Raw genomic sequence first — 13,377 nt, 5'->3', positions numbered from 1 at the left:
AAGATATTAAATAGGACATATTAAAACTTAGACAAAATTTAAATAATAATTTATTCCTTTAAGAAATAAAATTATCAGTACTATTATTTCCTTACATATTTATCTGTGGTACTATGAAAAATTAAACAAAATAACAAAAATTATGTCTATCATGACAATTAATACATCAGGTCCTATATGTTCAGTTGCTATTCTTAATAAAAAGAACACCATCTATTATGAAGAAAATACTTCACATAACCAACATTCTGAATCTTTATTTAGAATAATTCACTCACTACTAGAGCAATCTCACCAGTCATATGATACAATAACAAATCTTGCAGTAGTAGTAGGACCTGGCAGCTTCACTGGAGTAAGAGTTGGGATATCTGCTGCACAAGGAATACACCTAGCATCAAAAGTAACTCTGCATGGTATAAGTACTTTAGAAATACAAGCATACTTAACATTAAATTCAGGAAAAATTAAAGACAAGGAAATATTATCAGTAATTGAAGTTTCCCAAAAACATATATATTCTCAAAAATTTAATCATAAATTAGTTGCATTAACTAAAATACAAATTTTCGATAAAAATAATTACTCTACCTATTTACCTAATATAATACCCATAACATCAGATAATTTAAATGCAAAAACTGCAGCTCTTCTTTATAAATACAAGTTAGAGAATAATCTGCCAATATTAAACCCTACACCCATATATTTTAATACAATATAATTAAGCATTGTAATATAAATCGTATGTATTTCCTCCCTTAGTTATAGATATATCACTTTCTATATATAATTATATACTTCATGAGTTATATATGACATACTTAATTACAATGTAAGTTATTAACTAATATAAAAAATGACTCTACACTATAATCCACATTGAACAACTTGCTATTTCATAAACACTTTCAATCTAATATTATAAATATTTAAAAAAATTCATATTCTATTAAAAAAATATTGTTAAAGTAAAATATTGTATATAGCTATAATGAAAAGATTTGCATGAGCGTTTTTGTTTGGTATATTAAGCATGTTTTATACTTACATGTACATATATCATGAAATCTAAGGCTTTTTTTGCAAAGTTACTTCTTATAGTATTAATATGTTCTCTAATTTCTGTATCAGTAGGAGTGCCATTATTTTCTAATCATTTTAGTAATAAGCAATATGTAGCAAAAATTGGGCAAGAAAAATTATCAATAGAAGACTTTACAACTGCTTATCATGATGAATTAAGATATATACAACAACTCCTAAATCGTCCTTTAACACCCGAACAAATTGTGCAGTTTAATGTGAAATTTTCCGTATTAAACAGGCTTATTGAAAATAAAGTACTTACAAAATTTGCTAATTCATTGAACCTTAAAGTTGGTGAAGAAAGTGTAATAAATTTTATAAAAAGTATAAAATATTTCCAAGATGAGAATGGAAACTTTGATAAAAAGAAGTTCAACGCTGGGTTATCAAATGCAGGATTAACAGAAAGACTATATATCAGTAAATTAGAATCAGCTTTTCCTATTTCCATAATGATGAACTGTTTATTTGGTGGACCACAAAATAATTACTTACAATATTATCCAGATTTAACAAAAAAAATCTTACAGAATCTTCATCAATCTCGTACCGTCGATATCATTGAAATATCACCTGTAATAAACGATATTTCCATTCCTAACATGGAAGAACTTAAAAGTTTATATGAAGAAAAAAAGAAAAACAATAGTCTGGTTTTCCCAGAAAGTCGTGATATAGAGTATGTTACTATTAACTATGAAAACTTTATAACTAAAGCAACAGTCTCACAAGAAGAAATAGATAGTGAAATAAAAGCTGAAGGGCTAGATGATCAAATAGATATATTAAATTTAGTATTTAGTGCTAAATCTGATGCTGAAAATGCATTAAGTGAACTCAACAATGGTAAAACTTTTGACAGTATAGTAACAGACCTTGCACACAGTACTTTAGATAAAATTACATTAAAAAACATTACAAAAAATACTCTTCCTGACGATATAAGAAATCAGGTTTTTTCTTTAAAAGAAGGTGAGATAAGCCCTATACTACATAGTATGTTTGGCTGGCATATAATAAAAGTGACAAGTGTTCATAAAATATCAGAACATGATTTACAAGAATTAAACAAAAAAATAAGCCAAAGTATCAAGAAGAAAAAGGCTACTGATTTATTACTCGCAGAAATTGAAATCATAAATGACAAAATTAATCATGGCACTTCCATTAAAGAAATAGCAAAATTATACAACTTACCAATAAAAACTATCACAACAGACATATCAGGATATAATTTATCAGGTAAAAAAGTAAGTATTTCAGAAGCAAACCCTAATTCAATAATACTTACTGGCTTTTCATCACAGTTAAATCAAACATCTAACTTTATTGACAATGAAGATTACTTTTTTAGTGTAAGAGTCATAAAAATTGATCAAGCAAGAGAAAAAACTTTTGATGAAAGTAAGCAAGAGTTAGTAGATGAATGGCAAAATAATTTCAAGAGCAGAAAGCTATCTAAACTTACACAAGAAATACTAATAAAACTCAAATCAGGTATAGATATACAAAATATTGATGGTGTATTACTAAAGCCTAATCAGGTAGTATATAGAAATAGTGTAGCTTCCATAGATAATCCAGGTCAGAACTATCCTAGTAATCTAGTTAATGAAATCTTTAACTTAAAAAAAGGAGAAATTAGTAAAAACTATTATGATGAGCAAAATCCTTCTGAACAAAAAATGCTCATAGCCGTAGTTAAAGATATAAAAAATCCAGAACAAGTAAGCACTGTAGACTTAAAAGCTACACAAGAAAAGTTAAGTAATAATAATACAGAATCTTTAAAAAATCAGCTTATAACATACTTAACTAATAAATACTCAGTAAAAATCAATAGAAAGCTTATTGAGAATATAGAATAGTTTTTTATAACTCACAAATAATATGATTACATCATGATAATAATGTGAAAATCTAACTCATAAATATTAGTTTATTATATAATGCATTTTTACTAATTAATAGTTCTCATTATTATAATTGGAATTAATCACTAATAAAAAAAGCAACTTTAGCATATTTTTAAGTACATAATACCAGTTTTAATGTTATTTTTATTTCACAATAAATACAAATCCATATCAAACTTTATAATCTTTAAATATGAATATTAGTTAATATATTATAACATCTAAGTTCCTGTATATCTTGCAATTTTATGATAAATGCAAATCTATACAATATAACACAACATCTATACAAAGTAACAATCTCTATTTTTATAACAAATATAAAAAATACTTATTGCAATTCAATTTATACTCTAGCTTTTGAATAATCTTCCTATTTGATTAGAATATAACTAATACACCAAGATTTACTCTCATTTAGAAACATTTTTATCTGCTGCATAATTAACCAGCAATATGTAAAAACATCAATCATGTACAAAGTATTTATCTATAATAAAATAAGTACTAAATCATAATAAGATTAGCACTTTTTCTATAATAAAACATATAATGATATAATGTTAAATAAGCCATCAGAATATGCTATATAGCATATATAAAAGGAACAGTTTTAATAATTATATACAATTATTTTTATCACCTATACTGATTTAAATTCTATTAACTAAAAACATCTTACTATAACAACATACTTTTATCTTTTATTCATAAGTTACTATTTTGATAATCGATTACTATCTCATGATAATAAAATAACAAGTTTCATACACATATTTAAAAAATGCTTCAGATTCAATATTTAGAGAATAAAACATTTAATCATAGATACACAAATTTTAGTTATACTTAATCTATAATGCATTTAACTTTTAATTTTGCTATGTTATAAATAAAAATGGCGTTTTTTAGTTATTAATATCATATTAATAATTAATCTTAAAATATTACTATACACAATGATTTATAATACACATTATATGTAATATCATAAAGCTCAGATTATTACCAAATATTTCAAGCAAACATCATTATATAAAAATTCTTATATGATCAAATCATACAAGAATACATATACTAAACCAAAAAATCACAACTTTTATCAGGCATAAGTTAAAATATTTTAACTTAATTAATAGAAAATATGGTACTCACTACAAAAACTTCCACATAAAAATGCTACAAATTTATATACTTGACAATTTATTACATACTATAAAATGCTGTCACTTATTTAAATATTGTTACAATTTACATGTAGACATAGATTAAACATTTTAAACCCAATACATAACAGAAGATAACTCTATCTTATTAAATACATAGAAGTTTCACTATAAAAAATATATTTCTACATGGACGTATTGCATATAGTAGTACTATACCTTATTAAGATATTATTAAATAATTTATAAATAATAAAAACTAAAAAAATTCCAGGTTTGTAGAGCCACATATTAAAACATTGCAAGCTAAATATATAACAACCCCACTTAACTAAACTACAGAAGTTTCAACATCTTTAATATTAAAAATACATTTGCACATACATATATATTATTTAATATATCAACTCATTACATGCTGTTAAAATACGATCACAGGCTTCCGACACACATTGAGTCGAAGTAGCATATGATACTCTAAAAAATCCTTGTACTCCAAATGCCTCACCTGGCACCACAGCAATATTATAATCTTCTAATAAATACTTAGTAAAATCCATAGCACTTGTTATACAGAAACCACTTTTTGTAGTTCTACCTATGAGTTCTTTACAAGAAATAAATACATAAAATGCTCCTTGAGGCTTTTCAGCAGATAATAGTGGCGTATTATTGATCATATCTAGCATAATATCACGCCTCTCTATAAATACCTTATTTCTTTCTTCCAAGAACTTTTGGTCCCCAGTCAATGCTTCCACCGCGGCAAATTGCGCTATACTATTAGGATTTGTAGTACTTTGAGATTGTATAACAGAAATAGCCTTTATAACTTCTGATGCACCAGCAATATATCCAATCCTCCATCCAGTCATAGCATAAGCTTTTGACACTCCATTTACTAAAAACACTCTACTATATAAATCCTCTTCTACTTGTGCAATCGTAAAAAACTTAAGGTCATCATATACTATTTTTGAATATATATCATCAGTCATTATATGAACATTGCTATATTTTAGTAAAACTTGTGCAATATCTTTTAGTTCATCATATGTATACACCAATCCACTAGGATTATTAGGAGAATTCAGAATTAACCATTTAGTTTTATCAGTAATTGCATTTTCGAGCAATTCAGCACTTAATTTAGATGTACTACTACAATCAATAATTACAGGATTTCCACCAGCTATCTTGACAATATCAGGATAAGATACCCAATATGGAGCAGGTATTATTACTTCATCACCATCATTTAGTGTAGACATAAATAAATTATAAATGCACTGTTTAGCTCCATTTCCAACAGAAATTTGACTAACATCATATATAAGATTATGATCTTGCTTTAACCGACTAATAATCGCTTTCTTTAATTCAATAATTCCATCAACTGCCGTATATTTAGTTTTACCTAAATTAAGAGCGTTAATAGCTGCTTGTTTTATATGTTCTGGTGTATCAAAATCCGGCTCCCCAGCACTTAATGAAATAATATCTCTTCCTAACATTTTTAATTTTTGAGCCTGACTCGCAATTTCAAGAGTAGGTGAAGGCTTAATACACTCCATTCTTTTAGACAGAAATGACATAATTATCTGAGTAATTTTTTAACAATAGGTGTATTCTATCATAGACTTCAAGTAATATTCAATATTATTATTTCTATCACAAATAACAACTCATTTAAATGAACACTGAATTCTGTTATTACAATGTTATAATATTTCATATCATAACTATGCATTGAACAATCATAGACAGCTATTATCTATAACAAAAATTGCTTCATTTTACAATATATACAATATAAATAAGCTAATGGTAACACATTATGATATGACATTTTACATAAATAAAGCTAGTAATAGTATAATCTTAATTGTAAAAATATAATAAAATATAATTACAAAACTATTTAATTGTAGTATTTAGTATTTTATGATCATTGCTCATTTTAACTAACTAGGTAATTCTATGAATCTCATCACAAAACAAGCTATTGATTTCACAGCAAAAGCTGTAATGCCAGATGATAAAATTTGCGAATTCAATTTAAAGCAATACATTAGTGGCAAGTATGCTATCTTAGTTTTTTACCCACGAGACTTTACTTTTGTATGCCCTACAGAAATCATATCCTTACATAACAGAATACCACAATTTATAGAGAAAAATACTGAAATTATAGGAATCAGTACAGATTCAGAGTTTTGTCATAGTCATTGGCGTAACATTAGTGTAAATAAAGGTGGAATTGATAAAATTAGCTTTCCATTGATCGCAGATGACTCACATTCAATATCTAATAATTACGGAGTGTTATACAATAACAGCATTGCACTAAGAGCAACATTTATTATAGATGACCACTTTATTGTAAGACATCAATCAATTAATGATTTACCTATTGGAAGAAATGTAGACGAATTGTTAAGAATTATAGATGCAATAAAACATCACCAAATACATGGAGAAGTATGTCCTGCTGGGTGGATAAAGGGAGATCCAGCAATGGAAGCTTCTCAACATGGCATCGAGGACTATTTAAAATCACATATAGATAATCTTGAAAAAAGTATTATGGACAAATAAATGACACAAATATATAAAACTCAAGTTTTAATTTTAGGATCTGGAGCAGCAGGATGTACTGCTGCTATATATGCTGCGCGTGCAAATTTACAACCCATATTAATTACGGGAATGTGCCCTGGAGGTCAACTCACAATTACTACAGATGTAGAAAATTTTCCAGGATTTGCACATGCAGTACAAGGTCCAAATCTTATGGAACAAATGCAACAACAAGCTTATAACTCTGGAGCTAAAATTATCTCTGATGAAATTAAAGAAATACGTACAGACATGTATCCATTTGAATGTATAGGAATATTTGATGATCATTACATTGCAAATAGTATAATTATTGCTACAGGAGCTCAAGCAAAGTGGCTAAATATAGAAAGCGAAGAAGCTTTTAAAGGTAAGGGAGTTTCAGCATGTGCTACATGTGATGGAGTTTTTTTTAGCGGAAGTGATGTTGCTGTAGTAGGAGGAGGTAATACTGCTGTAGAAGAAGCACTATATTTAACCAGACATGCAACAAAAGTATTCTTAATACACAGACGTGATAAATTACGTGCTGAACCCATACTACAAAAAAGGTTATTCAGTAATGACAAAATACAAGTTATATGGAACAGTAGTGTTAAAGAAATACTAGGTAATAAAGAAAATGGCACTGTTGAAAAAGTAATATTAGAATCTACAAACACTGGAAATACTACTACTCTTCCAGTAAAAGGAGTGTTTATTGCTATAGGACATGCTCCAAATACTAAGATTCTAAAGAAACCAGATAATACAAATATAGTAAGTCTAGATGATGAAGGATATATTATTACTAATCCAAATAGCACAGTAACTAGTTGTCCAGGAATTTTTGCTGCAGGTGATGTACAAGATAAAATATATAGGCAGGCTGTTGTTGCAGCAGGTTCAGGGTGTATGGCAGCAATAGAAGCTGCAAAGTTTCTTTCTGACAACTAAAGTAGTTATAACATTCCTAACTAGATGTATTATTATCACAATGTGTTACGCGTTTTTATACTAATGGCACATAGATATTACAAAACATCTCTGATACAATATTCAACAAACTTCACAATCATTTGAAGTTTATTCTTAATCACCTTTATACTAAAAATATAATAGACTTTTTGATGTTACTATGTAGAAAAAGTAATAAAATAAACATCATCAATTTGATAATATATTTCTAAAATAACATGTTATATGTGTTTATTAATACACATTCTTAGTAATTTATCATAGAGCTAACACGCTAGTATATTCTACAATTACATTATTCAACATATTTATTATCTTAGAAAACATAAACTCCTAAAATTAGGATTTTAATCTGTTACAACTACTCAATGCATTTAAACAAAAACATTTTTTCCTTTAAAATTCAAGATTAATTATGAAATTTTATACAATAATAACATACTCCACAATAGAAAAAATCGTACTTACAAATTACTTTGCATCATCCATATAAAAGAAATATTTTCTATTTAAATAACTACAAATTTCTTTTATGATCACAATTTAGGTAAATATTATTGATAACAATGTTATTGTATATAAACAGTATATAATCTTAGAATACTACATTTTAAGTTATATAAAAAAGTAAAAGCTCCTATGTGATTATGTATAGAAAGATTAACTAATACTAAGCTATAAACACTGTACTATAATCATAATGATATTCTAAGAAAAGACAATGCTATATTTATAATATTATTCCATCTCAATATTTTTCAAGTACACAATTAAGTAAAATAACAAAACTTCTTGCTTTAAGAATAATTCTTTTCTCATAATTAATGTATAATACAAAACTCTCACACTTTGCATAATAACAATATATATTTCAAGAATAGAAAAGATTAACTTTATATGCTATTTTCTATAAACACACCCAATTAGATAAATACAATTGTTTCAATAAGGAAAACACATTTCTTTGCAATATGTTAAATCAGTATATTACATTATATAAATTTATTACTAAGACACACATAATAAACTTGTATATCAGTATATACTTTTGCAATATTTAAATAATATTATCAAAAATTCTCACATCTATTATATTATTATACAATTCACACCATACATTGTATACAAAATAAAAAAATTGACTTATTTGAGTAAGCTAGAAATAGAACTATAGGCTATATACATGAGATAAACTTTACATTATTTCTTAACACCATATATTACTATATAATAAATAACATTTCATAACTTAAAATACATATTACAGTATAAAATTAACATAAGTAACAAAATGCAGTACTATATTACACATCAAAATCACATGAATGATCCCTACTTATAGTATATAATTTATATCTATTACCAACTCTCACATTTACTTAATATTACAATAGCTATTCTATACAAAACTTACTTTACTACTTTTTAGTTTCAATGCTTAATAGGTAAGCATATGACATTTTTCAATTATTTTAGAACCTATATAACACGTTATTCTTAGATATAGGAAATTTGCTATAACGTATGAAATAATAGGAAACATTACAACATCCTTAATAACAGTAAAAATATGATAATCTACACACTAACTTTACAAATATAATTGCTATACAATGATGACACATAAATATACAGAGAACATGCTGTACTATTTTAATTAATAATATTTTCTTATTACTCTACTATCATAAAAAAACTATTGCTCATAGTAATTTTTCCATTCACCAATAAAAATTTAACCTTAATAACTAAAAACAGTTACTATATAAGCTATATTATAGTCAATATAGAAAATATAAATATACAAAATCAATGACTCTATTATATTAACAATGGTAATTATTTATTAAGCAAAATATAAAAATAGACATATTAATTAAAATATATTAAGTGTGTTAGTATATATTATTAGGTATAAAATTTCTACACTATTGCTTATAGTAAATAAACTTAAAATATTTTTCATACTTAATTCTATCATACCACGCAACTACCTTAAATGTTCTCTTTACTAGTACAGTAAAAGTCTTTCAAATACTGCCCAACATTTTCAGAGACAAAAACACTAATATCACCTTTAAGACGTGCTATTTCTTTGACAAAACTCGATGAAATAAATTGAGTATCTTCCGCAGCTGGTAAAAAAATTGTTTCAATGTTTTGATTAAGTTTATAATTCACCCAACTCATCTGAAATTCGTAATCAAAATCAGAGATCGCCCTTAATCCTCTAATAATAACAGACGCATTATTCTTCTGTGCAAAATATACCAATAACCCATCAAAAATTACAGTATCAACCATCATATTAAGTAATTTCATCTCATGCTCAATTAACTCTGCACGAATCTCAGCAGAAAAAATTGTCTTTTTTGAACAACTTCTAGCAACACCTATTATTAACTTATCGACTAGATTATAAGCCCTTTTAATAATATCAATATGACCAAAGGTAATAGGATCAAAAGTACCAGGATATATCCCTATTTTCACTTGAATCACTAATTTTATAAAATAATATTATATTACAATATACTAATTAATTTAACATTATATTTTTCTTGAATGATTCGTATTTATAGTATATAAGTTCTTAGCATTATTATAAAAAATAAAAAATTCTTGTAGTACGGTGTTTACTTATAGTATATCTGGCTTGATAGCTCAGTCGGTAGAGCAAAGGACTGAAAATCCTTGTGCCGTTGGTTCGATTCCAACTCAAGCCACTTTGTAATACATTCCCTACATAAACACTTATTTGATTTTTGGAGTGTCAGATGCGTTATTTTACACTACTTTTGTTCTTTTTGATATTTATATCAGTAACTACAGTGCGGGCTGCTTTATCTGACGAAATAGTTGTAGGTTTTGTTCGTACAGCTGAAGAAACATATCCTAATGAATGGACATTTTCAGATAATATAGCTGAGATGCTAAAAAAATTAGGAGCAACAGTTATACTACTTGACTACAATACAATAGTGGATTTCAAGGCAATAAAAAGCCAATCCTTAGAAGAGGCTAAGAATGATATTTCACTTCTTGAAAAAATAGAATCAGATAAGATCCAACAAGCTGTTCTCTCGTTTATAGAACAAAACAAAATCAATAGAATATTTATTCCAGGGAATTATTATAACGTAGATACTGAACCTTACCCACCAACACCAAACAGACAGCTTATCACTAATGCAATAGTAAAAATAGTTGCAGATAATCCAAAAATTCATCTAATAGGAGTATGTGGTGGTTTACAGGGTATAATGCATGCTGTAGGAGTAGAAGTTATAAGAGTAAAAAAGATTGTAAAATCCAAGGAAGCAATAGCAGCACACTCTATATCAATGCCTGATCCTCACAAAAAGGATGTAGGTCTCCATAGACTACGAGTTGCACCTGGTAGCAGGTTATCAAGCATTGTTTCAAAATACATAAGACCAGATGACAATGGTTGGATTTCAATATACTTTCCTGATGCACATGGAGGTGTAGTAAATAATAGTATTGAAAATATTAAAAAAATTGAATCTTTAGGGTATAAGATAGTTGGGTTTTCTGATGATGGTATTATTGAAGTAATTGAAGACAAAAATGGCAATATTTTATTTCAAGATCATCCAGAAGCATTAGCAATTAATGCTGTTAAGCTTTTCAAAGAAGAAGAATATGATCAGCAAGATAGTGTTAATAAAAATACAAAAAAGCACGAAGCAACTTTATCTGCACTTGCAATTATAAATGACTTTCTTTATCGGAAATAAATATCATATAGGTTGCTAACTTTGAGCTAATTATTGCTACTCTTAGATTATTTACAGTACTATTTGGCAATAGTAGTATTATATTTTCAAAACAAAATAATCAGTTAGGGATATATAGACAAAAATACATACAGTAATTAGTTATTTTAAACATTTGCCATATTGAATTCTTAAAACACTATAAAAACTATTTTCACTCAACTTATATCAAAGCAATTTATTAAGGCTACTAATTTTAAGGTATAAAAAATACGTCATTTACTTTTATAATTACAACACATCGATACTCTTAATTTATAGTTAAAAGTATATTCACCACAAACTTTTAGTTTTTACAAAATTATATGATATATAAGTCAAATAAACACCTTTATATCTGATCATTACTTAGTAAAGTTGAGCTAACATATAATATGCTCACTTTTAGTGAAAAATATTAATATAAATTAAAATCTATATAAAATCATTCAAGATTATATCATAAAACTTATATAACATGACTTAAAACATCATAAGAAAGCTTAACATTGACTATTAAACCTATATATGATATTTTCCTACACTTATCTAACCAAAGTTAGTATTTCATGCGTTTATCAAAATATTATATACCCACATTAAAAGAAACACCAGCTGATGTATCAGTAACATCACATGTGTATTCTCTACGTTCAGGGTTAATACGACAAGTTGCATCTGGTATATATGCATGGCTTCCTCTAGGATTAAAAGTATTAAAAAATATAGAGAATGTTATAAAAGAAGAAATGAATAAATCAGGAATTCTTGAAGTATTAATGCCACTAATCCAACCAGCATCACTATGGCAAGAATCTGGAAGATACAATGACTATGGATCTGAAATGTTACGTATCAAAGATCGAAACAACCGAGAAATGGTATTTGGACCTACTCATGAAGAAGTTGTAACAGATCTACTAAGAACAACATTAACAAGCTATAAAAACTTACCACTTATTTTATATCAAGTACAGTGGAAATTCAGAGATGAGTTACGTCCACGATATGGAATTATGAGATGCAGAGAATTTTTAATGAAAGATGCTTACAGCTTTGATAAAGATTTTAATAGTGCAATTGAATCTTATAATTTAATGTTTAAAGTCTACATACAAATTTTTAGGAGATTAGGATTAACCCCAATAGCTGTTAAAGCAGATTCTGGACCAATAGGAGGTAATTTAAGTCATGAGTTTCACATATTAGCAAATTCTGGAGAAAGTACACTATATTACGATCAAGATATAATTAACTTAATTAACAATGATAATATTGATATTGAAAAAATAAAGAATACTTATACTGCTGCAGATGATTTACACAATTCAGAAACTTGCCCTATTCCAGCATCTAACATAAAAAAAAGTAAAGGTATAGAAATCGGTCATATATTTTATTTAGGTGATAAATACTCGAAAACAATGAACGCAGTATTCTCCCAGAATAATGAAACTCAGCTATTACATATGGGATGCTATGGTATAGGAGTGTCAAGATTAGTAGGTGCAATCATTGAGGTTTCCCATGATAATAATGGTATTATTTGGCCAGAAGAAATAGCACCATTTAAATTTTCTTTAGTAAACGTGTTTTCAGCAAATAAAGAATGTCACAATATTTCAGAAAATTTATATGCAAAATTAGGCAGCAATGATGTATTATACGATGACACAGAAGACAGTACAGGTATTAAATTTGCAAGAATGGATTTATTAGGTATGCCATGGCAAGTTATTATTGGAAAAACAACAATAGAACATGGTCTCATAGAAGTTAGGCAAAGATCTAGTAAGAAGTCATTATTAATGTCTACAGAACAGTTTCTTAATAATTTTAAAAAATCATAAG

Annotated in this window: 8 protein-coding genes and 1 tRNA gene; 7 read left to right on the top strand and 2 right to left on the bottom strand. The window is 26.9% G+C overall.

Annotated elements, in window-relative coordinates; translation table 11 throughout:
- The first annotated feature begins 142 nt into the window (after positions 1-142).
- Together tsaB and ERUM_RS01905 are read left to right on the top strand one after the other, a co-directional pair.
- Positions 143-724 (top strand): tRNA (adenosine(37)-N6)-threonylcarbamoyltransferase complex dimerization subunit type 1 TsaB, encoded by a 582-nt coding sequence (gene tsaB / locus ERUM_RS01910; protein WP_011155032.1) that lies wholly within the window; start codon positions 143-145, stop codon positions 722-724.
- Between the two features lie 340 nt (positions 725-1,064).
- On the top strand, positions 1,065-2,957 hold the full coding sequence (locus ERUM_RS01905) for a peptidylprolyl isomerase (RefSeq protein WP_011155031.1): 1,893 nt from the start codon (positions 1,065-1,067) through the stop codon (positions 2,955-2,957).
- A gap of 1,609 nt (positions 2,958-4,566) precedes the next feature.
- On the opposite strand, the gene ERUM_RS01900 is transcribed toward ERUM_RS01905, so the two are convergent.
- The gene (locus ERUM_RS01900; protein WP_011155030.1) at positions 4,567-5,766 is read right to left on the bottom strand and encodes a pyridoxal phosphate-dependent aminotransferase; all 1,200 of its coding nucleotides are present in this window, start codon (positions 5,764-5,766) and stop codon (positions 4,567-4,569) included.
- A gap of 385 nt (positions 5,767-6,151) precedes the next feature.
- Here ERUM_RS01900 and ERUM_RS01895 point away from each other — a divergent pair, with 385 nt between their 5' ends.
- Together ERUM_RS01895 and trxB are read left to right on the top strand one after the other, a co-directional pair.
- Entirely contained in the window at positions 6,152-6,769 is a 618-nt protein-coding gene (locus ERUM_RS01895; RefSeq protein ID WP_011155029.1) for a peroxiredoxin, read from the top strand.
- Positions 6,770-7,726, top strand: a complete 957-nt coding sequence (trxB, locus tag ERUM_RS01890; protein WP_011155028.1) for a thioredoxin-disulfide reductase — start codon at positions 6,770-6,772, stop codon at positions 7,724-7,726. It abuts the gene before it with no gap.
- Positions 7,727-9,742: 2,016 nt separating this feature from the next.
- Here trxB and coaD read toward each other — a convergent pair.
- The gene (gene coaD / locus ERUM_RS01885) at positions 9,743-10,249 is read right to left on the bottom strand and encodes a pantetheine-phosphate adenylyltransferase (RefSeq protein WP_011256059.1); all 507 of its coding nucleotides are present in this window, start codon (positions 10,247-10,249) and stop codon (positions 9,743-9,745) included.
- Positions 10,250-10,400: 151 nt separating this feature from the next.
- Between coaD and ERUM_RS01880 the strand changes: the two genes are divergently transcribed.
- The 3 genes from ERUM_RS01880 (at position 10,401) to proS (ending at position 13,376) form a co-directional block, all read left to right on the top strand.
- Positions 10,401-10,473, top strand: a tRNA-Phe gene (locus ERUM_RS01880).
- Between the two features lie 51 nt (positions 10,474-10,524).
- On the top strand, positions 10,525-11,508 hold the full coding sequence (locus ERUM_RS01875) for a type 1 glutamine amidotransferase family protein (RefSeq protein ID WP_011155026.1): 984 nt from the start codon (positions 10,525-10,527) through the stop codon (positions 11,506-11,508).
- Positions 11,509-12,095: 587 nt separating this feature from the next.
- Complete coding sequence (proS, locus tag ERUM_RS01870) at positions 12,096-13,376, top strand: proline--tRNA ligase (RefSeq protein ID WP_011155025.1); 1,281 nt, start codon at positions 12,096-12,098, stop codon at positions 13,374-13,376.
- Position 13,377: the final 1 nt, after the last annotated feature.

This window comes from Ehrlichia ruminantium str. Welgevonden, assembly GCF_000026005.1.
GTDB lineage: Bacteria > Pseudomonadota > Alphaproteobacteria > Rickettsiales > Anaplasmataceae > Ehrlichia > Ehrlichia ruminantium.
Note: the sequence above shows the minus strand (reverse complement) of the source record. Positions and strands in the feature narration are given on the sequence as shown.

Excerpts from the sequence above, each read along its gene's own strand:
- tsaB (WP_011155032.1), top strand. The coding sequence starts at position 143 with ATGTCTATCATGACAATTAATACATCAGGTCCTATATGTTCAGTTGCT.
- ERUM_RS01905 (WP_011155031.1), top strand. The coding sequence starts at position 1,065 with ATGAAATCTAAGGCTTTTTTTGCAAAGTTACTTCTTATAGTATTAATA.
- ERUM_RS01900 (WP_011155030.1), bottom strand. The coding sequence starts at position 5,766 with ATGTCATTTCTGTCTAAAAGAATGGAGTGTATTAAGCCTTCACCTACT.
- ERUM_RS01895 (WP_011155029.1), top strand. The coding sequence starts at position 6,152 with ATGAATCTCATCACAAAACAAGCTATTGATTTCACAGCAAAAGCTGTA.
- trxB (WP_011155028.1), top strand. The coding sequence starts at position 6,770 with ATGACACAAATATATAAAACTCAAGTTTTAATTTTAGGATCTGGAGCA.
- ERUM_RS01875 (WP_011155026.1), top strand. The coding sequence starts at position 10,525 with ATGCGTTATTTTACACTACTTTTGTTCTTTTTGATATTTATATCAGTA.
- proS (WP_011155025.1), top strand. The coding sequence starts at position 12,096 with ATGCGTTTATCAAAATATTATATACCCACATTAAAAGAAACACCAGCT.